The following is a 20354-nucleotide window of genomic DNA, read 5'->3' on the forward strand; positions in this document are numbered from 1 at the left end:
TCGAGCAGGACGACCCGGCCGGCGCACGGGGTGGCGACGGCACGACGAGGACCGCGTTCGTACGCGGTATTGCGGACCGGGCGGATGACTGGGCAGACGCAGCCACCCATTTACAGGCCCATGTTCTTGGCGATGATCGTCTTCATGACTTCGCTGGTGCCGCCATAGATCCGGTTGACCCGGCTGTCGGCGTACAGCCGGGCGATCGGGTACTCGGTGATGTACCCGTAGCCGCCGTGCAGTTGCAGGCAGCGGTCGATGACGCGCGAGGCGGTTTCGGTGCAGAACAGCTTGGCGGAGGCGGCGTCCGCGGCCGTCAGCTCGCCGAGGTCGTGGGCTTCCAGCGCTCGGTCGACCACCGCTTCGGCGGCGTCGACCTCGGCCTGGCAGGCCGCGAGTTCGAATTTCGTGTTCTGGAATCCGGACACCGGCTGACCGAAAACCTCGCGCGCGCCGGTGTATTGCTGAGCGAACCGAATCGCCGCCTTGGCCTGGGCATAGCCGCCGACCGCGATGCTGAGCCGTTCCCGCGGCAGGTTCTGGCCGAGGTAGGCGAAGCCTTCGTGCGCGTCGCCGAGCCGATCTTCGACCGGCACACGAACATCCGTGAACGACAGTTCCGCGGTATCGGATACCTTGAGCCCGAGCTTGTCCAGCTTGCGGCCGACCCGATAGCCCGGCGACTTCGTGTCCACCACGAACAGGGAGATGCCGTAGCGGCGATCGTCGTCTTTGGGCGGTGCGGTGCGCGCGCAGACGATGACGCGATCCGCGTGCACGCCACCGGTGATGAAGGTCTTCGCGCCATTGAGCAGATAGTGCGATCCATCCGCGGAAATCGCCGCGGTGGTGCGCATTCCGGCCAGATCCGAGCCGGTCCCCGGCTCGGTCATGGCGATCGCGAACATGGTCGCACCGGTCACGAAGCCCGGCAGCCAGCGCTGTTTCTGCGCCGCGGTGGCGTAGGCCCGCAAATACGGAAGACACAGCGCCACATGCACACTCGACCCGCCGAAGGAGACCGCGGCGCGGGCGACTTCCTCGGTGATGACGGCCTGGAATTTGAACGACTCGACACCCGCGCCGCCGTATTCCGGTGCGACCTCGATGCCGAAGAGACCGAGTTCGCCGAGCTTGTAATAGAAGTCGCGGGGCACGATGCCCGCCTCGTACCACTTGTCGTAGACCGGGACGACCTCCGCCTCGATGAAGGCCCGGACGGTCGCCCGGAAGGCTTCGTGGTCGGCGTCGAACACTGTTCTGCGCATGGGCATTTCCTCGAGCTAAAGGCGGCGGCCGCCATCGACGTACAGGGTTTGGCCGGTGACGAACGCGCTGTCATCGGAGGTGAGAAACGAGATGACCCCGGCGATGTCCCGCGGCTGACCCACCCGGCGCAGCGGTGTGATGTCGGCCGTCTTCGCCTGCAATTCCGCGGCCGTGACACCGATCCGGGCTGCCGTCTGCGCGGTCATCTCGGTGGCGATGAACCCGGGGGCGACCGCGTTGACGGTGATGCCGAACGGACCGAGCTCCATCGCCAAGGTGCGGGTGAAGCCCTGAATGCCCGCCTTGGCGGCGGCGTAGTTCGCCTGCCCCCGGTTGCCGAGCGCGGACACACTGGAGGTGTTCACGATGCGGCCGTACCGCTGCTCGACCATGTACTTCTGCGCGGTCTTGCAGCACAGGAACGCGCCGCGCAGATGGACGCCCATGACGGTGTCCCAGTCCTCGACCGACATCTTGAACAGCATGTTGTCGCGCAGCACGCCCGCGTTGTTCACCAGGATGTTCGGCATCCCGAGCTCGGCGGCGGTCCGCGCGAACGCGGCCTGAACCTGGTCGTCCGCGGTGATGTCGCACCCGATTCCGATCGCGGTGCCCCCGGCGGAGGCGATCTGCTCGACCGTGGCCGCGCACGCGGCTTCGTCCAGATCGAGCACCGCGACGGCGGCGCCGTCGGCGGCGAGCCGCGCCGCGGTGGCGGCCCCGATCCCGCGGGCGGCGCCCGTCACCACTGCGACCTTCTGCATCTGGGACTCCTTGTCAGACAATGGCGTTCACGCCGGTCAGGGCGCGGCCGATGAGCAGTTTCTGAATCTGGCTGGTGCCCTCGTAGAGGGTGAGCACGCGGGCATCGCGCAGGTACTTCGACACCGGGTATTCGTCGATGTAGCCGTAGCCGCCGAAAACTTGAATCGCGTTGTTGGCCGCGCGCACCGCGGTTTCGCTGGCGTAGAGCTTGGCCATGGACGCCTCGGTGCCGAACGGCTGCCCCCGGTCGATGAGATCGGCCACCCGCCAGGTGAGCAGTCGCGCCGCATCCGTTTCCACCGCGATGTCGGCGAGCATTTGCTGCACCAGCTGGTAGGCGGCGATGGGCTTGCCGAACTGCTCGCGTTCCCCCGCGTAGCGCACGGACGCCTCCAGGCAGGCCCGCGCGACGCCGACACAGCCCGCCGCCACCCCCATGCGGCCTTTGTCCAAGGCGGACATGGCGATTCGGAAACCCGCTCCTTCGGCGCCGAGCCGCAGTGCGTCGGGCACCCGGACCTGATCGAAGCTCAGCTCGGCCGTGGCCTGGCCGCGCAGACCCAGCTTGCCCTTGATCTCCGTGCGCGAAAAGCCCGCGGAGCCGGTCGGTACCAGAAACGCGGTAATGCCTTTCGGGCCGGGACCGCCGGTGCGGGCGAAGATCAAGGCGATATCGGCGCGAGTTCCGTTGGTGATGAACATCTTCGAGCCCGACAGCACCCAGTCCTCGCCCGCGCGCTCCGCTTTGGTGACCAGACTCGCCGCGTCGGAGCCGGTCCCCGGCTCGGTCAGCCCGAAGCAGCCCAGCGTCCGTCCGGCGCACAGGTCGGGCAGGAACCGCCGCTTCTGCTCCTCGGTCCCGTAGCCCGCGATGCTCTTGGCCACCAATCCCAGTGACACCGAGACGATTCCGCGCACCGCGCTGTCGCCGCGGCCGAGTTCCTCCAGCAGCAGGCAGTAGTCGAGGGCGTCCCCGCCGGAGCCGCCGTACTCCTCCGGCACCCCGATTCCGAGGAAGCCCATCGCGCCGAGCTTGCCGACTATGGCCGGATCGACCGCCTCGGCCCGATCCCATGCGGTGGCGTAGGGGACGACTTCCCGGTCCACCCAGGTGCGAGCCAGATCGCGCAGATCGCGATGGGTCTCGCTCAATTCCAGATTCATGCGGTGCCCAGTCCTGAACCAAACGGCGTTAGGTTTACTGGCGGCAGGTTATCCTAACGTTGTTAGGTAGACAAGGGTCACGCCGGCCGATGCTAGGTTCGACGGATTGCCGAGGAGGTGAAGAGCCGTGGCGCGACCCCGCGTACCGCTGTTGAGTCGCGAACGCATCCGCGAATCCGCGCTCACCCTGATCGACCGCGACGGCCTCGGCGAGCTGTCCATGCGCAAACTGGCCGCCGAACTGGGCGTGCAAGCCGCCTCCCTCTACGGCCACTACCCCACCAAGGACGACCTGCTCGACGACATCGCGCACCTGATCATGAGCCGCGTCGACGCCTCGGCCTTCGAGCGCGAAAGCTGGCGCGACGCACTGGTGTCCTGGGCCCGCTCGTTCCGCGCCGCCCTCGCCGCCCACCCCAACTTCGTGCCCTATCTGGCGGTCTCGGGTCCGGGCCGACGCGATGAAGCGCTGCGCGCCGCCAATGCCGTGCACGGCGGGCTGGTCGCGGCCGGCTGGCCGCCGCGCCAAGCCACGATGATCGGGGCGGCCACCCGCTATCTGGTCCTCGGCTCGACGGTCGGCTCGTTCTCCCGTGGCTTCGTCGACGACATCCAGATCTACCGAGACCGCTACCCCCACCTCGAACAGGCGCACCTACTGCGCGACAAAGCCGAGGAAATCGATTCGGACAGCTTCGAATTGGCGCTCGGCGCGTTCCTGGACGGGCTCGAGCCGAAGTTCGAGAAGCTCAGCCGACGTCGCGGCGCAGCCAGGTGATTTCGGCGCCGACCCCGTCCACCCCGATCCGGTAGACCTCGAGGTCGTCGTCCCAGGGCGTGCCCAGGGCGCGATCGATTTCGGCGGCGAGGTCGTAACTGTTGTACTTGCCCAGTTCATGGGCGGCTTGCAGCATGGCTCTCAGTCGCATCTCACCCAGGGCCACGTCACCGTTGGCGCTGGTGGAGCCGTGCCAGAGACCCAGGTTGGGTACGAAGCTGTAGCGTTCGCCGTCGACGCCCTCGCTCGGTTCCTCGGTCACCTCGAAACGCAGGACGGGCCACGAGCGCAAGGACTGGGCGATGCGCGCGGCCGTGCCGACCGGGCCGACCCAATCGCTGGTCGCACGCAGCGAACCGTCGGCGGGCTGGGCAGTCCAGCGGAGTTTCGCCGGAGTCCCCAGCGCCGAGGTGAGTGCCCACTCGATGTGCGGACATAACGCGGCGGGCGACGAGTGGATCCAGACCACACCCGCCGTCGCGTCCGCGAACTGACTTGATGCACGCACCACTAAAACCTCCAGCGTCGACGAGGACCGTCTTCCCCAACGACCCGTTTCGGCTGGCGTGGCCTGAGTGTACTGGAGTGTCCGATGTTACGGGTGTTACTTCGCGGCCGTGTTGCCGGACCCTATCGGTAGCACTGGACAGTGCTGCGTGGATTACCCGCGCGACAGTTCTTCAATCACTCCGTCGCTGAAAACCGGCCATGCGGCACGGGCCCAGTCACCGAAATTCTCGTCGGCGAGCGCTACGCAAGCCACGTCGATTTCCGGGTCGACCCACAAGAATGTGCCCGATTGGCCGAAATGTCCATATGTACGAGGTGAATTCGCGCTGCCGGTCCAATGCGGGGATTTATTGTCCCGAATCTCGAAACCGAGACCCCAGTCGTTGGGCCGCTGCGAGCCGTAACCCGGGAGGACACCATTGCTTCCGGCAAATTGCACGGTGCATGCTTCGGTATGTGTCGCCGCGGAGATCAATTCCGGATTCAGCAACTCCGCGGCGAAAAGCAGCAGATCGCCGACTGTTGATCGTGCGCCGTGCCCCGCGGAACCGGTGAGCGCCGAGTCCTTCATACCCAGCGGCTCGAAGACGGCAGCACGCAGATATTCCTCGAAAGCGATCCCGGTCTGGTCGGTGACGAACTGCGCGAGCACCTCGAAACCGGCGCTGGAGTAGATCCTTTTGGCTCCCGGCTTCGCCAATACATCGGTGGTGTCGAAGGCGATGCCGGAGGTATGCGCGAGCAGGTGACGCACGGTGCTGCCGACGGGAGCGGAGGGGCTGTCGACCGGTTGGTCCAGTTCGATCGCGCCCTCTTCGACGGCGACCAGCACCGCGTAGGCGACCAGCGGCTTGGTCACCGACGCCAGCGGGAACACCCGGTCGGTATCACCCGCGGAAGTCGCGCCCGCACGGGTGACGACGCCCGCGCCCGCATGCCGAACCGGCCAGTCCTTGATCTGTTCGAGTGCTCGCACCCGATCGAGCCTACGAGACCACCGACCGGGCGGAGCACACCTAGGCGGAAATCCGCGGCATCGGCACGCGGTACCGCCGGTACCATCGACCTCACTATGAGTGCGCGACCCACGATCCACGGCGAAGTGGAGGCCGGATTCGGCCCCGTCGCCGACGCTTTCCGCCGGAACTTCGCCCAGCACGGCGAAATCGGTGCGGCTGTGGCCGTTTACGCGGGCGACCGGCCGGTGGTGGACCTGTGGGCGGGATACCGCGACCGTAACCGGGTACGACCCTGGGAGCGGGACACCATCGTCCCGGTCTTCTCCTCGACCAAGGGCATCGCCGCGTTCGTGCTGGCGGCCGCGGTATCGAAGGGACTGCTCGACTACGAGGAGCGGGTCGCGGCGTACTGGCCCGAGTTCGCCGCCCACGGCAAGGGTGACATCACGGTGCGCCAGCTGATCGACCACCAGGCCGGGCTCTCCGGCTTGGACACCGTCGTGACGTTGAACCAGCTCGCGGATTTCGACAGTCTGGCCCAGATCCTGGCCGCGCAGAAACCGGCCTGGCGGCCGGGCACCCGGCACGGCTATCACGCCATCACCCTGGGCCTGTATCAGGGCGAACTGATTCGCCGCGTCGATCCGGAGCACCGCAGCCTCGGACGGGTTTTCGCCGAGGACTTCGCGAGACCGCTCGGCCTGGATTTCTTCATCGGCCTGCCCGAGCACGAACCGATCGAGCGCATCGCCGTGCTGTCGGCCACCAAGGGGCTGGACATCTTGCGCTACGAGCGCGACCTGCCGGTGCGCATCGGCTTGGACGTCTACTCCAAACGCGGGCCTGCCTATGCCTCGCTGACCAATCCGCGCTGCGGGGCACCCGCGCGGGCTACGCGGCGCGAGTTCCTCGGGGTGGAGCTACCCGCGTCCAACGGCGTCGGCAACGCCCGCTCGCTGGCCAGGGTGTACGGGGCCGCCGCCGGTCGCACCGGCGCGCTGCCGGTGGCCGACGCGGTGCTGTCGCGACTGGCCGCGGCGAACACCGCCGACGATGTGCCCGCCGAGGATCTGGTGCTCTACACCAAGAGCCGATACCACCTCGGCTTCCGCAAGTCGCGCGGTTCATTCCGGTTCGGTTCCGACAAACGCGCTTACGGCACAACGGGTTTGGGTGGCTCGTTCGGATTCGCCGACCCCGCGACGGGTCTCGGCTTCGGCTACACCATGAACCGGCTCGGCATGGCCGTCCTGGACGACGTGCGCAGCCGCAATCTGCGCGAGGCGATGCTGCGCTGCACCGTCTGAGGAAAACCCGAAAGTCCCTGCGCTCGCGCAGGGACCTTCGATTGCCGGGCTCAGCTCACCAGTCGTTCTCGGTGTAGCGGATGATGCCGCGAATGTTCTTGCCGTCCAGCATGTCCTGGTAACCCTGGTTGATCTCCTCCAGCGAGTACTGGCGGGTCACCATGTCGTCCAGGTTGAGCTGACCGGACTTGTACAGCGACAGCAGGCGCGGGGCGTCCTGGCGGGCGTTGCCGCCGCCGAAGATGCAGCCCTTGATGGTCTTCTGCAGCATGGACAGCAGGAAGCTGTTCATCTTGACGTCGCCGTCTTCCATCCGGCCCATGGAGGTGATCACCATGGTGCCGGCCTTACCGGTGAGGATCAGGCCCTCTTCGACGTACTGGCCCTGCATCTCGCCCATGGTGAGGATGACCTTCTCCGCCATCCGGCCCTCGGTGATCTCCATGATCGGCATGATCGCCTCGGCCATGCTGGGATAGGTGTGCGTGGCGCCGAACTTCTGCGCCTGCTCCCGCTTCCACGGATTCGGGTCGATGGCGATGACCTTGGACGCGCCGGCCAGCACCGCGCCCTGCAACGCGCTCATACCGACACCGCCGATGCCGGCGATCACCGCCGTCTCCCCCGGCTCGATCTTCGCCACGTGGGTGGAGGAACCGAAACCCGTGGGTACGCCACAACCGACGAGGCAGGCCACCTCGAACGGGATGCTCGGATCGATCTTCACCACCGAGGTGTGGTGCACCGTCATGTACGGCGCGAAGGTGCCGAGCAGGCACATCGGGATGACGTTCTCACCGCGGGCCTGAATACGGTAGGTGCCGTCGCTGATCGCCTGGCCCATCAGCAGCCCCGCGCCCAGGTCGCACAGCGCCATATTGCCCGAGACACAGGACGGACAGCGGCCACAGGCGGGGATGAACGACAGGATGACGTGGTCGCCGACCTGCAGGTCCGACGGGCAGTTCGGGCCCAGCTTGGTGATCACGCCCGCGCCCTCGTGACCGCCCATGACCGGGTAGGCGGGCATCGGCGTCGCGCCGGTGACGATGTGATGATCCGAATGGCACATGCCGGCGGTTTCCATCCGGATCTGCACCTCACCGGAGACCGGGTCACCGACCTCGATCTCCTCGACCGACCACTCCTGGTCGATCCCCCACAGGATCGCGCCCTTCGTCTTCATTCCTGCCGACCTCTCGCGTGCACGTGTGCTTATGTGACTGCACACACACTACGAGAAAAGTAGAACTCGTTCTAGTCCCGGGACGGAATTTCCTGAGCAGCGGCTGGTCGGAAGACTTTCAGGCCCGGACGTCGTGCACATGGTGGGCGACATCGTGCAGGAAGTAGATCGCCAGTGACTCTACGGTGAAACCCGAGCCGTCGCTGCGCCTGACTTCGGATCCGCGATCGGCCACAGGCACGGATTCGATTGCGCGGGCGATGGTTTCGGCCGCCCGGGTGAGTTCACCGGCGACCACGGCCGGATCCTGGGCGCCGTAGTTGTCGGCGACCGCGGTCACGTCCTGATCCCAGTTGGAGAACAGGGGCAATCCGTCGGACACGCCGGTGGTGGCATCGAAGCCGGGGACGCGCGGATCGGCGGCCGCGCGACGGGCGGCGATATCGGTGCGATAGGCGAAGATCCGGCACACATCGCGGACGTGGGCGGCGTATTCCAGTGTCGACCAGGTGCTCTCGTCCGGCCGCACGGCGGCGTCGTCCCTGCTCAGCGCGTCGGCCAGCCGGGCCGCGTAGTCGCGCGCCAGGCCGGGCACCGTGTCGTACGACGTCGCGGGTGCGTCGAAACCGCATTCCGGACAGGCCTTTTCCAGCACCCAGGTCCAGTTCTTCTCATCGGGGACGATAGCCATGCGGAACACCTTATGGGTGGCGGAATATCTTTGACCAGAGATATTCCGCCACCTGCCCGCAAGATTCAGCCGACCAGCCGCCAGCCCTGGGCACGCTCACGTTCGCGCCAGAAGTCCTGGTAGCGGCCGGGCCGTTCGATCAAGTCAGCGTGCGTGCCGCGCTGTGCGATGCCGCCCTCGTCGAGAACCAGAATCTGGTCGGCGGCCGCGACCGTGTGCAGGCGATGCGCGACGACGAGCAGGGTGCGCTGCTCGGCGAGGGTGCGCACGGCCGCGCCGACCGCGGCCTCGTTGTCCGGGTCCAGGGCCGCGGTGGCTTCGTCCAAGAGCACGATCGGCGCCTGCTTGATCAGCGCCCGCGCGATCGAAACACGTTGGCGCTCACCGCCGGACAAACTCACTCCGCCCTCGCCGACGCGGGTGGACCAGCCGTCGGGCAGCCGGTCGACGATCTCGTCGACCCGGGCGAGCCGGGCCGCTTCGCGGATCTCCGCGCCGGTGGCGTCGGGCCGGCCGATGCGGATGTTGGCTTCGATGGTGTCGTCGAAGAGGTAGACATCCTGGAACACCATGGCCAGCTGGCTCATCAGCGCCTCGGTGGACAGGTCGCGGACATCGACGCCGCCGACGCGGACGGTGCCGGTGTTCACCTCCCAGAATCGCGCGACCAACCGCAGCAGCGTGGTCTTGCCCGCGCCCGAGGGGCCGACGATCGCGGTCAGTGTCCCCGGCTCGGCCTCGAACGTGATGTCCCGCAATACCGTTCGATCGTCGTAGCCGAAACCGACCTGCTCGAAGCTGACCTGGCCGGGCGCGACGGCGCTGGTCCGATCCCCTTCGGGCAGTGGCTGGACATCCAGGACCTCGTCGATGCGATCGAGATTCTCCGCGGCCATGCGCAGGGCGGCGGAGTGATCGACCAGCTCGAGCAGCGGCCCGGCGAAGCGGGTGATGAGCACCAGCAACGCGATCAGTTCGGCGGCATCGAGTGAGCCGCCCAGTGCCAGTGCTACTCCCGCGGTCATCAAGCCGAGGAAGGCGGCTTGCACGGCGACCGAGAAGGTGAGCAGGGCGGTCACCGCGTTGCGGTTCATCTCGCCGTAGGCGCGGCGCTGGCCGGTCAGTGCGTCGTCGAGCAGGCGGTTGCTCTCGCCGCGCCGGCCGAACGCGCGCAAGATCGGCTGGTTCTGGGCAAATTCGACGATGCGACCTGCGGCTTCGACCGCGGTGGCGTCGATCGCGCCGAAACTGCGCGCGATCGCGTTCTGCGACCACCGGTGCGTCACCAGCAGGACCCCGCCCGCGACGAGCAGCGCGACGCCCAGCCGCCAGTCGAACACGAACATGCCCACGGCGACGACCACGGGTGTCACCGCGCCGCTGATCACCGGCTGCATCAGGTGGGCGGGCACGGCGCCGATGCTCATCGTCCCCTGCGACACCGAATGGGTCAGGCGGCCGGTGCGATCGGTGCCGAACCAGCCCAGTGGCAGCCGCGTGAGATGGTCGCCGATGCGGTGGTGCATGCCGAGCAGCAGGTCGTTGGCGATCTGCTGGCCGTCCATCGCCTGTGCGTAGAAGACGATCGCCGCCGCGGCCGTGGTCACCGCCAGCACGGTCAGCCAGGCGATCGCGGCGTCCCGGTCGCCGTCCAGCAGCGAGCGCAGCACCGGGACCACGAGCAGCACGCAGAGGCCCTGCAGGACCGAGAAGGCGATGATCAAGCCGATCCAGCGCACGAAGCGCGGGCGGTCGGGGGCGTCGACGAGTCGGAAGAGCTTGCGAATCATCAGGATTCCTTTACCGCGAGGGGCTGTGCCTGGGTGCGCCACATGTGCGCGTAGGCACCGTCGGCGGCCAGCAGGTCGTCGTGTTTGCCGGATTCGAGCACCTTGCCGCCGGACAGCACCACGATGCGGTCCGCGCCGCGGATGGTGTGCAGCCGGTGCGCGATCACGAGCAGGGTGCGGCCGTCGACCAGGTGCGAGAGCGCGTCCTGCACGGCCGCTTCGGATTCCGGGTCGGCGAAGGCGGTGGCCTCGTCGAGCACCAGCACCGGGGTGTCGGCCAGCAGGGCGCGGGCGATCGAAACACGCTGCGCCTCACCACCAGACAGGTGTGCGTCGGTGCCGATCACACTGTCGTAGCCCCGGGGCAACGCCATGACACGGTCGTGGATCTGCGCGGTCCGGGCCGCGGCTTCGATGTCCGCGAGCGCGGCATCGGGACGTCCGAGGGCGATATTGTCTCGAATGGTGGTGCGCAGCAACGAGGTTTCCTGGAAGACGAAGCCCACGCGCCGATACAGATCGCGCTCGGCCATGTCCCGGACGTCCACGCCGCCGATGCGCACCGCGCCCGCCGTGACATCCCAGAAGCGGGGCAGCAACCGCGCGAGCGTCGACTTGCCGGAACCGGACGCGCCGACCAGCGCCGTGACGGTGCCCGGCGCCAGACGCAGATCGACACCGTCGAGGACATCGGTGCGACCGTCGTAAGAGAAACGCACACTGTCGAATTCGACGCTCGACCCGCGCGGCGTCTCCGGGGCGTCGATGCGGCGCAGCTCCGGGGTGGCCAGCAGCTCACCGATCCGGCCCGCCGCCTCGGCCGCGGCCTGCATCGCCATGGCGCCGAACCCGAGCGCCATGATCGGCGCGCCCAGCCCCACGGCCAGCATCACGAACGCGATGACCTCGACCGGATCCGCCCGCAGCCAGATACCTCCGGCCAGTGCCACCAGCAGCAGCGTCGGCGGCGCGATCACGGTGTTCGCGATCGACTCCACCCGGCGCATCGGGCCCTGCCACTCGCCGAAGAAGCGCGCCAGATCGTCACCCGCGCGCCGGTAGCGGTCCTGCGCCCGGCCGGCCTGACCGAAGGCCTTCACCACCGCGATCCCGTCGACGAATTCCACGGCGGCCGCGTTGACCTTGTCGAATTCCGAACTCAGCCGCTTCATGCCCTCCCCGCCGTCACGCAGCTCGAAGGCGGTCGCGGCGAACCAGAGCAGTAGCGGCACAAGGCAGATCAGCGCCAGACGCCAGTCCAGGTAGAACAGGTAGCCGATCGCCACCAGCGGGGTGACCAGCGCGGCCACCAGGTCGTTGAGCGCGTGCGCCACCGCATGGTGGATCGCGCCCACGTCATCGGAGAGCACCCGCTTCACCCGGCCGGAGCTGCGATCGGTGAACCAGCCCAGCGCCACACCGCCGAGCCGGTCGGCCATCCGTCGCCGGATCTGCAAGCCGAGATCGGCGTCGGCGATGTGGCTGATCGTGTAAGCGCCTGCGGCACAGAATGTTCGGACGACGAACCCGCCCACGGCGATGGCCACCCAGAACCACACCGCACCGCGGTCCGCGCCACCGAGCAGTTCGCGCGCGATCTCGACCACCGCGATATAGGGCGCGAGCCCCGCCAGCGCGCCCACCAGTTGCAGCACCGCCGCGCCGGCGAGCCGCCCGCGCACCGGCGCCAGCAACTGCTTCAGCCCGCCGGGTTTCTCCTTCGGCTGCTCTTCCTCGACCGTTACCGGATCCAAAACCGCAGTACTCATCGGGCTCCCATGGACAAATTAGATCACTGTTCCAATTTGCAGTGTAGCGAGCACCCCGCCTGCGGTACAGAGCGTTTCCCGGCGACGCCGCTACAGCGGCGCTGCCTTGATCACTTCGAGCCGGGCGGCCATGCCGTCGAGCATCCGCGCGAGCGCGTAGCGGCACTGCTCGCGGTGCGCGGCATCCCGGTCCCGCGGACTCCCCACGTACTGCCGCACCATCCGCAGCATCTCCTGCGCACCCGGCCCGGCATCCGGATGCGCTTCCAACAGTCCTTGCAGCCCCGCCATTCCCTGCTCCCCCGCCTCGCTCGCCCGCTGATCACCGAGCGCGATCAGCCCGAGACAGGTGTTGAACGCGACGGAGAACGCGATCGCCGCCTCCGAACCCCACCCGGCCTCGAGCATCCGGGTCATCCCCGCGTCCAGCGACGGCAACAACCGCTCGGTCTGCGGTCCATTGCGCAACAACCACGTCGCCGTGCCGGGATAGCCGGACAGATGATCGATGACCTGCGACAGAATTCCGTGCAGCAACTGCCGCCAATCGGGTTCGTCGAGCCGCATATCGATCGCGCCGAAGATCCGATCGATCACCGCCGCGCACACCCGCTGCCGGTCACCCACATGGTGATAGATCACCGACAGCGAGGTATCCAAGCGCCCGGTGAGATCGCGCATGCTCCAGCCGTCGAGCCCCCGCTCGGCCGTCAGCGCCAGCGCGGCGTCGACGATCACCCCCGGTGCGAGACCGGTCCGATAAGCCCGCCGGGAACCCTTCGTCACGGTTCGACCCTAACGACCCGGGCCCTCACTCGACGCTGGACGCCTCGTGCTCTCCCCCGCACCACTGCTCCGCCGGGACCATGGCGCGCACGTCGTCGACGTGCTCGCCGCAGCCGTCCCACGTCGTCTTGCCGCAGCTAGGGCAGGTGACCGGGTAACACATGTGCCGTCCTCCAGAGGTTCGCCGATGATCGCCTGGTCAGCGTACCGGCGGACGCTCAGGCGTCCGGATTCGCGCCGGTGTCCTCCCGCAGGAGGGTGCCGAGCATGTCGATGAGGGGATCCACCGTTTCCGCCGACCAGCTGTTTTCCGCCTAGCCGCCGACCCTGGGATGCACCCGGCAGTTGGTGTGGAGGTAGCGAGCAGGACCGGCGCGGAAGTCGTAGATCGCGACGGTTCGCGGGTCTTCGAGGGGGTCGGCCGGGGGCATCAGGAAATGGGTTTCGCTGAGCGGAAGCAGTTCATACCGGAGGTGCTCGGGCTTGCCCATGATGTGGGCCTGCATCGGGTCCAAGGCCAGGGTGAGGTGCAGGCGGCCCGCTTCGGCGTGGACGACGTATCGAGTGCCTGGCACTTCGTAGACGCCCTCGTAGCGGGACAGGTCGAGCCGCAGCGCCGGGCTCGGTCTCGGTAGCGCGGGCGGCGCGGGAAGGCCCAGATCGGTCACGATTTCCTCGAATACCTTCTGGCAGAATGCTTCTCGCGGTCCGCCGTTGGTGAGCAGCGCGATCGCGGTGTCAGCGTCGGGGAAGATGCGCAGCCGAGCGTTCTGCCCGATGGTGCTGCCGTCGGTGACATAGACCGGGTGGCCGGACCAGTCGGCGACGATCAGGCCGAGCGCCCAGTCCGGGCCGAGCAGGTAGGGGTCGGGGATCGGGACGCGGGAGGAGACCATTTCCCGGAGGGCCGCCGGCGAGATGATCGGGACGCCGCCGGGGGTCTTGCCTTTATTCAAGAACAGGTGGGCGACGGCGAGGAGGTCGCGGGCGGTACAGGTGATATTGCCCGCGGGGCCGTAGGACCGGGGCAGGTGGGCGGTCAGGGTGACGATCGGACCTTCGGCCAGGGAGCGGAGCAGGTGGCCGGTGGCGGCGCGGGCGGGGTCGACCTGCTCGGGACGAGTGCTGCTGTCGGACAAGCCCATCGGCGTCAGCAGACGTGCACGCACGATGTCGTCCCAGTCGCGTCCGTCGAGCACCTCCATGAGGCGAGCCAGCACGGCGTAGCCCAAAGCCGCGCTGTAGCCGTGGGTTTCGCCCAGCGGAAAGACCTGTGGCGCGTCGGCGATGCCCTCGACCATGCGGGCGTAGACGTCACGGTCTTCGCCGGGATCGCCGAAGGCTTCCTCAATACCGTGGGTGTGGTTGAGAAGATGGCGTGCGGTGAGCCGGGCGGTGACCAGCGGGTCGGCTACCCGGAATCCGGGCAGGTAGTCGCGCACCGGGTCGTCCAGGCCGATCTTGCCTTCGTCGACCAGCTGCATGAAGGCCAGGGCGGTCCAGGTTTTGCTGATGGACCCGATTTGGTAAAGGGTGTCGGTGGTCGCCGGCGCACCGGTCGACACGTCTCGGACGCCGACCGCGAATTCGGTGTGGTGACCGTCGCGCAGGACGCCGATCGTCGCGCCGGGAATCCCGTACTCGGACAACAATTCCCGAATTCGCTCCGGATCGAATGGCATCGCGGCCGCCTATCCGGGTAGTCCGACGGCATTGGCGGCATCGACTTCGAAGAACTCCGTCGTAGCGAACGGCCCCGCGTGGGTTTCGAAGAAGGTGCGCACACCCTCGGCGGAGTCGCCCACGATCAGATTGACCGCCTTGGCCCCATCTTTACTCGCGACCGCCAAAGTCCACTCCACACCCTGGGGAATTCGCGTGTATGCCACCTTCAGCGCTCGCCAGAATCCATCGTTGTCGGCGACCGCCGACACAGCCATGACATGCACTGTGTGCTCCGTTCATTCTTCGGCGCGGAAATCGCTTATCCGCGTGATTAATTCGGCCCGGTCGACGCCCGCGAGCGCGAGCGCCCGCGGCACCGTGCCGACCTCGGCGAGCAGGATCGCGAGCAGCAGATTCGCCGGGTGCAGTTCACGTTTGGCGTAGGTGCGCGCCATTCGTTCCAGCGCGAGTTTGCTGCTCGCACCCAGGACCGGCTCTTTCGCCGAATAAGGGCTTGCTTCAGGCAGATTCGAAATCGTCACCCCGGCGACCGCCAGACTTCGCTCGAATTCGCGGTTCAGCGCCGCCCGTATCGTCTGCGCATCCAGCCCCGCCGCGATGAGCAGGCTTTGCGGGGCGGTGCCCTCGAGTTCGGCGATCGCCAGCAGCAGGTGCTGGGCCTCGATCGTCGCCGAGCCGTCTTGCCGCGCTTCCTGCCCGGCCCGCAGCACGACCGCGTGGAAATATTTGTCGAATCCGTTGTTGCCGAACATAATTCAGCGCCTCCTCAAGCGGACACCGGCGGCGATGAGCCGCTTGGCATGTTTCTTGTGCACCGCCTGGCGCGTGACCCCGAGCGCCTCCGCCACCTGCGGCCAGCCCCAGCCCGCCCGCATCGCCTCCTCGACCGCGAGATCTTCCAGCCGGTCGGCCAACCGGCGCAGGGCCACCACCGCGGCGAGGCGACCAGCGGGATCGGTGGCGTCGGGGACTTCCAGGTCGGACATGCAAGCAACCGTAGTTGACAATCTCCGAAATAGTCAACCGAAGTTGCTCCGGATGGCGCGAAAAAACGGCCGCGGCGACTGCTAATGCAGCCGCCGCGGCCGGAACCGTTCAGCAAAGCGCTGAGTACTACTGCATGACGCGGTGTGCCCGTTCGAAGAGTTCGAGGGTGCACGCGTGCAGGAAGTCGCCGATCTGCTTCGGGGCCTTGCCCGCGAAGGCGCGGGCGTAGGTGCCCTCCAGGACGATGCCGAGCTTGAAACAGGCCAGCACGGTATACCAATCGACGGCCGTCAGATCGCGGTCGGAGAATTCGCCGTAGTGCGCGACCATCTCCGCCGGCGTCGGCAGATCACCGACCGAGCCGAGCTTGCCGGTCAACGAGCCGATGGTGGTACCGGGTTCGGGGCGGGTGGCGATCTGCCAGCCGAGGTCCAGCAGCGGATCACCGATGGTGGACATCTCCCAGTCGACCATGGCCGCGACCTGCGGGCTGTCGAACTCGAACATCATGTTGGCGAGATGGCAGTCGCCGTGCAGAATGCCCGGCCGCCATTCGGACGGGCGATTGCGCTCCAGCCAGTCGCCGACTTCCCGCACGCCGGGGATCTGCGGGCCGGGGTAGCCCTCGTTGGCGGAATACGAATCGAGCTCGGCCAGCCAGCGCGGCACCTGGCGTTCCAGAAAGCCGGCGGGCTTGCCGTAATCGGCCAAGCCCAGCTTCTCGTAGTCGAGCATGCCGAGCCGGGCGATGGCCTCGACCGCGGACAGGCCCATCTGCCGCCGGATCTCGGGGTCACCGGCGTGCAGTTCGGGCAGTTCGTTCTGCGGGTTGAAGCCGGTGATCGGCTCCATCAGATAGAAGACGGCGCCGAGCACCGCCTCATCGGGGCAGGCGGCGATGACGCGGGGCGCGCGAATGCCGGTGCCGTCGAGCGCGCCGAGCAGCCGGGCCTCCCGGCGGATCACCTCATTGCTCTTGGCGCGCAAATGCTTCGGCCCGCGCCGCAGCACGTAGTCGCGGCCGCCCCGGGTGAAGCGCAGCATGATGTTCTGGGTGCCGCCGCCCAGCGCGCGCACTTCCTCGAACGTCCCGCCGGGCAGCCCCTGCTCATCCATCCACTTCCCGACGACGGCGAAATCGACGACGTCAGGATCTACTCCGACCGGTTGCGCATCAGACATCCCCACATTGTGCACCACGGGCGGAAAGTAACTGAAGGCAGCCGACAACAGTTTGCTCGGCCGGGCCCGGCGTAGGGTTTTGCACACCATGCGCACGCTGCTCATCGACAACTACGACTCGTTCACCTACAACCTGTATCAGCTGATCAGTGAGGTGAACGGCGTCGAACCGACGGTCGTGCGCAACGACGACGCGACGACGGTAGCGGAGCTGGGTCTTTCCGATTTCGACAATGTGGTCGTCTCGCCCGGCCCGGGGCGTCCCGACGTGGCGCGGGACATCGGCATCTCGGCGGCGGTGATCCAGGAGACGGAATTACCCTTGCTCGGGGTTTGCCTCGGGCACCAGGGGATCGTGGTCGCGGCGGGCGGGAAGGTCGGCCGGGCGCCGGCCGCGCGGCACGGGTATCTGGATCGGGTCGGCCACGATCAGCGCGAACTGTTCGCGGGGCTGCCGCAGGACTTCACGGTGGTGCGGTATCACTCGCTGTGCGCGCTGAGTCCCCTGCCGGACAGTCTGGAGGTCACCGCCACAACGCCTGACGGGGTCATCATGGGGGTACGGCACCGGACTCGGCCGCACTGGGGCGTGCAGTTCCACCCGGAATCGGTTGCCGGAGAGTACGGGACGGCGCTGCTCCGCAATTTCGCTGAACTGACCGCGGCGCATCGGGTTTCGCGCAGTCGACTACCGGACGCCATGTCCGGCGCGGCGCGGCGATCCGGCCGTCCCGGGGTGGTCTCGGCTGGGCCATGGACCCCAGCCCCGCCGACTCCCGGCCGCCCGGAGGAGGTCCGCCGGCTCGCGAACGCGGCTACTCGGACCCACGCCGCGCAACCAGCGACCGTCGCCCCTGTACGCGGTGAGCAAGCCGAAAGCCGGTCCACCGCAGAGCTTTTCCACCGGCATCCCGGTACCGCCGCCCCGGCCGTCGGACCGGGCACGGTCCCCGAGCTGCGACCGCCGACACCGTCCGACACCCCTTACCGCTTGGGCGAACTCGGCCGCCCCTGGCAGATACGGCATCAGGTGATCGAGCGGGCGGTCGATACCGAGGCGGCGTTCCTGCGGCTCTATCGCGAATCACCCACCGCGTTCTGGCTCGACAGTGAACATGTCGAGCCGGGGCTGGACCGGTTCTCTTTCCTCGGCGATGCCAGCGGACCGTACGCGGAGGTGGTGCGGTACCGGGTGGGTGACGGATCGGTCGTGGTGGAGACCGCGGACGGCGAACGGCACACCGATCGCGGGGACATCCTGAGCTACCTGGCCGGACAGCTCCGCCGGCGCGCGGCCGAAATCCCGGATCTGCCATTCGATTTCGCGGGCGGCTACGTCGGGTATCTCGGATACGAGGTGAAAGCCGACTGCGGAGCGAGCCCGGCGCATCGTTCCGCGGTGCCGGACGCCCAGTGGATCTTCGCCGACCGGCTCGTCGTCGTCGACCATGTGACCGGGCAGACGCATCTGCTCGCCCTCACCGACCCGGGGTCCGAGATCGCGCGCGTCGCTACCGAGGATTGGCTGCGCGATACCCGTGCGGCGCTGGCAGAGCTACCCACCTGGGCGAATCCGCCGGAGCTCGAGATGGATTCGGACCTCGGCGCGGTCGAGGGTCTGCTCACGCGCGGGCACGAACGGTATCTCGCGGATATCGCGGCGTGCCTGGCGAAGCTGCGGGCCGGCGAATCGTACGAGATCTGCCTGACCGACGGCGTCACCGTACCCGCGGGTGACTCCGACGGCCTCGACTTCTACCGCACCCTGCGGCGCTGCAATCCCGCACCGTATGCCGCTTACCTGCGCTTCGACGATCTCGATATCGCCTGCTCCTCACCGGAGCGCTTCCTCAAGATCGACAAGGCGCGCACCGTGGAGAGCAAGCCGATCAAAGGCACCGCGCCGCGCGGCGCGACCCCGGCCGAGGACGAGCGCCTGCGCCGGGAACTGGCCGCCGATCCCAAGACTCGCGCCGAGAATCTGATGATCGTCGACCTGCTGCGCAACGACCTGGGCCGGGTCTGCCAGATCGGCAGCGTGCACGTGCCGAACCTGATGGCCACCGAGACCTATACGACCCTGCACCAACTGGTTTCGACCGTGCGCGGCACCCTGCGCGCCGACGTCGATGTGATCGACTGCGTGCGTGCGTGTTTCCCCGGCGGCTCGATGACCGGTGCGCCCAAGCTGCGCACCATGGAGATCATCGACGAACTGGAAACCGAAGCGCGCGGAGTCTATTCGGGCACCATCGGATTCCTCGGGCTCGGCGGCACCGCGGATCTGAACATCGTCATCCGGACCGCTGTCCGGCACGACGGCCACTGGCGCATCGGCGCCGGCGGCGCGATCGTCCTGGATTCCGATCCGGAAGCCGAATACCACGAGGTCCTGCTCAAAGCCGCCGCGACGTATCGCGCGCTGCGCCGCCGATCCGGCCCGGCATGATCATGGAACCAGGGCGGCGAGCGCCGAGAGCGGGCCCGGGAGGTCTGCCAGATGGTTCTTGATGCCGGTGGCCACCGGGCGGGGAGTTTCGGCGCGCAGGCGATCGAGTTCGGTCTGCATCACCTCGACCGTTCGGGCGTAGTAACTCTCGACCAGGTCGGTGTCCGCCGGGTCGCCGGGCTGGGTGGACCAATCCAGGGCGGGCAGGAAACTCACGTCCACCGTGGCGGGCAGCGGAACCTGCGGTACGACCGGCGCGACTCCGAACGGCACGCCCAGGGTGTAGGGAAAAACCTTGGCGCGGAACAGTTTATCCAATTGCAGTAGCCTGGCGGACCGCTCGCCGCGGCTGAGCACGAAGATGGAATCGTGGCCGCCGTTGGCGACGGCGGGAATCACCGGCACCCCCATCTCCAACGCCAGCCGGATAAAGCCCTTGCGGCCCGCGAGGTCGATCTTGGCGCGATCGGTCCAGGGGCGGCAGGCTTCCCAGTCACCGCCCGGGTAGACCAGGACCGCGCCGCCGTCCTTGAGGCCCGCGGCGGCCGCGTCTCGATTCGCCGGGATGACACCGAATCGCCGGATGGCGTCGCCGATGTAGGGAACGCCCAGCACGACATCGTGCGCCACACCGAAGGATGGCTCGTCCGGGCGGCGCTCCAGCATGGCCATGTAGGTGATCCACACCTCCGGCATCCAGTAGATCGAGGAATGGTTCCCGATCACCAGCGCCGGGCCGGACGTGGGCAGATTTTCCACACCGGTCACAGTGGGCGTGAAGTAGTTCGTATAGGCCCGAGCCGCTTTGAACAGCGGGTGGTCGAGGTCTCGAATGTGCTCGGTTTCGCGCATAGTGCCGTCCTTGATGTCACGATGCCGGAGACACGGCGGCGGCACGCGACGACACAAAGCTGAATTGTCCCCGGTCACATCCCCATTGATTGCTCCGACGGTCACGCCAACGCGGACCGGCACGACGTGCGAGTCGCGGCCATCTCGACCGTTGCCCGGCACCTCCTCCTGCCCTTCCGACGTTACCAAGCCAAGCAATTGCTTGGTAGCGAATGTGCGATAGT

20 protein-coding genes are annotated in these 20354 nt (G+C 67.6%); 3 read left to right on the plus strand and 17 right to left on the minus strand.

Annotated features, from left to right (window positions below; all coding sequences use genetic code 11):
* Positions 1-110: 110 nt before the first annotated feature.
* From BJ987_RS34040 to BJ987_RS34050, 3 genes are read right to left on the minus strand one after another with little or no spacing between them, the layout of a single operon-like run.
* A complete protein-coding gene (locus tag BJ987_RS34040) occupies positions 111-1268 on the minus strand; it encodes an acyl-CoA dehydrogenase family protein (protein WP_209897141.1) in 1158 nt (385 codons plus the stop codon).
* A gap of 15 nt (positions 1269-1283) precedes the next feature.
* A complete protein-coding gene (fabG, locus tag BJ987_RS34045) occupies positions 1284-2033 on the minus strand; it encodes a 3-oxoacyl-ACP reductase FabG (RefSeq protein ID WP_209897142.1) in 750 nt (249 codons plus the stop codon).
* A gap of 13 nt (positions 2034-2046) precedes the next feature.
* Complete coding sequence (locus tag BJ987_RS34050) at positions 2047-3198, minus strand: acyl-CoA dehydrogenase family protein (RefSeq protein ID WP_209897143.1); 1152 nt, start codon at positions 3196-3198, stop codon at positions 2047-2049.
* A gap of 127 nt (positions 3199-3325) precedes the next feature.
* Between BJ987_RS34050 and BJ987_RS34055 the strand changes: the two genes are divergently transcribed.
* Positions 3326-3976, plus strand: a complete 651-nt coding sequence (locus tag BJ987_RS34055; RefSeq protein WP_209897144.1) for a TetR family transcriptional regulator — start codon at positions 3326-3328, stop codon at positions 3974-3976.
* Here BJ987_RS34055 and BJ987_RS34060 read toward each other — a convergent pair.
* Both BJ987_RS34060 and BJ987_RS34065 read right to left on the minus strand, forming a co-directional pair.
* Positions 3948-4484 carry a DUF3145 domain-containing protein gene (locus BJ987_RS34060; protein WP_209897145.1) on the minus strand — a complete coding sequence of 179 codons (537 nt, stop codon included), beginning with the start codon at positions 4482-4484 and terminating at the stop codon, positions 3948-3950. The genes BJ987_RS34055 and BJ987_RS34060 overlap by 29 nt on opposite strands.
* A gap of 153 nt (positions 4485-4637) precedes the next feature.
* Positions 4638-5462: a serine hydrolase domain-containing protein gene (locus BJ987_RS34065; RefSeq protein WP_209897146.1), complete on the minus strand. Its 825-nt coding sequence runs from the start codon at positions 5460-5462 to the stop codon at positions 4638-4640.
* 96 nt (positions 5463-5558) lie between these two features.
* Here BJ987_RS34065 and BJ987_RS34070 point away from each other — a divergent pair, with 96 nt between their 5' ends.
* Complete coding sequence (locus BJ987_RS34070) at positions 5559-6752, plus strand: serine hydrolase domain-containing protein (RefSeq protein WP_209897147.1); 1194 nt, start codon at positions 5559-5561, stop codon at positions 6750-6752.
* Positions 6753-6807: 55 nt separating this feature from the next.
* On the opposite strand, the gene BJ987_RS34075 is transcribed toward BJ987_RS34070, so the two are convergent.
* The 11 genes from BJ987_RS34075 to BJ987_RS34125 all read right to left on the minus strand — a co-directional run bounded on the left by BJ987_RS34075 (position 6808) and on the right by BJ987_RS34125 (position 16829).
* Complete coding sequence (locus BJ987_RS34075; protein ID WP_209897148.1) at positions 6808-7938, minus strand: NDMA-dependent alcohol dehydrogenase; 1131 nt, start codon at positions 7936-7938, stop codon at positions 6808-6810.
* A 118-nt stretch (positions 7939-8056) separates the two neighbouring features.
* The gene (locus BJ987_RS34080) at positions 8057-8629 is read right to left on the minus strand and encodes a DinB family protein (protein WP_209897149.1); all 573 of its coding nucleotides are present in this window, start codon (positions 8627-8629) and stop codon (positions 8057-8059) included.
* Between the two features lie 65 nt (positions 8630-8694).
* Positions 8695-10419: an ABC transporter ATP-binding protein gene (locus BJ987_RS34085; protein ID WP_209897150.1), complete on the minus strand. Its 1725-nt coding sequence runs from the start codon at positions 10417-10419 to the stop codon at positions 8695-8697.
* Complete coding sequence (locus tag BJ987_RS34090) at positions 10419-12188, minus strand: ABC transporter ATP-binding protein (RefSeq protein ID WP_209897151.1); 1770 nt, start codon at positions 12186-12188, stop codon at positions 10419-10421. Before BJ987_RS34090 ends, BJ987_RS34085 begins: the two co-directional genes overlap by 1 nt.
* Positions 12189-12278: 90 nt before the next feature.
* The gene (locus tag BJ987_RS34095) at positions 12279-12974 is read right to left on the minus strand and encodes a TetR/AcrR family transcriptional regulator (protein WP_209897152.1); all 696 of its coding nucleotides are present in this window, start codon (positions 12972-12974) and stop codon (positions 12279-12281) included.
* A 25-nt stretch (positions 12975-12999) separates the two neighbouring features.
* On the minus strand, positions 13000-13137 hold the full coding sequence (locus BJ987_RS34100) for a DUF8730 family Cys-rich protein (RefSeq protein WP_209897153.1): 138 nt from the start codon (positions 13135-13137) through the stop codon (positions 13000-13002).
* Between the two features lie 151 nt (positions 13138-13288).
* Positions 13289-14656, minus strand: coding sequence for a serine hydrolase domain-containing protein (locus BJ987_RS34105; RefSeq protein ID WP_209897154.1), 1368 nt, complete (start codon positions 14654-14656; stop codon positions 13289-13291).
* Between the two features lie 9 nt (positions 14657-14665).
* Positions 14666-14914, minus strand: coding sequence for a hypothetical protein (locus BJ987_RS34110; protein ID WP_209897155.1), 249 nt, complete (start codon positions 14912-14914; stop codon positions 14666-14668).
* A gap of 21 nt (positions 14915-14935) precedes the next feature.
* Entirely contained in the window at positions 14936-15412 is a 477-nt protein-coding gene (locus BJ987_RS34115) for a Clp protease N-terminal domain-containing protein (RefSeq protein ID WP_209897156.1), read from the minus strand.
* A gap of 3 nt (positions 15413-15415) precedes the next feature.
* Positions 15416-15646, minus strand: coding sequence for a hypothetical protein (locus BJ987_RS34120; protein WP_209897157.1), 231 nt, complete (start codon positions 15644-15646; stop codon positions 15416-15418).
* Between the two features lie 127 nt (positions 15647-15773).
* Positions 15774-16829: a phosphotransferase family protein gene (locus tag BJ987_RS34125; RefSeq protein WP_209897158.1), complete on the minus strand. Its 1056-nt coding sequence runs from the start codon at positions 16827-16829 to the stop codon at positions 15774-15776.
* An 88-nt stretch (positions 16830-16917) separates the two neighbouring features.
* On the opposite strand from BJ987_RS34125, the gene pabB reads away from it, so the two are divergent.
* Positions 16918-19278 (plus strand): aminodeoxychorismate synthase component I, encoded by a 2361-nt coding sequence (gene pabB, locus BJ987_RS34130; protein ID WP_209897159.1) that lies wholly within the window; start codon positions 16918-16920, stop codon positions 19276-19278.
* Here pabB and BJ987_RS34135 read toward each other — a convergent pair whose 3' ends face one another.
* Entirely contained in the window at positions 19279-20130 is an 852-nt protein-coding gene (locus BJ987_RS34135) for a lysophospholipid acyltransferase family protein (RefSeq protein WP_209897160.1), read from the minus strand.
* Positions 20131-20354 lie beyond the last annotated feature (224 nt).

This window comes from Nocardia goodfellowii, assembly GCF_017875645.1.
GTDB classification, from domain to species: Bacteria; Actinomycetota; Actinomycetes; order Mycobacteriales; family Mycobacteriaceae; genus Nocardia; species Nocardia goodfellowii.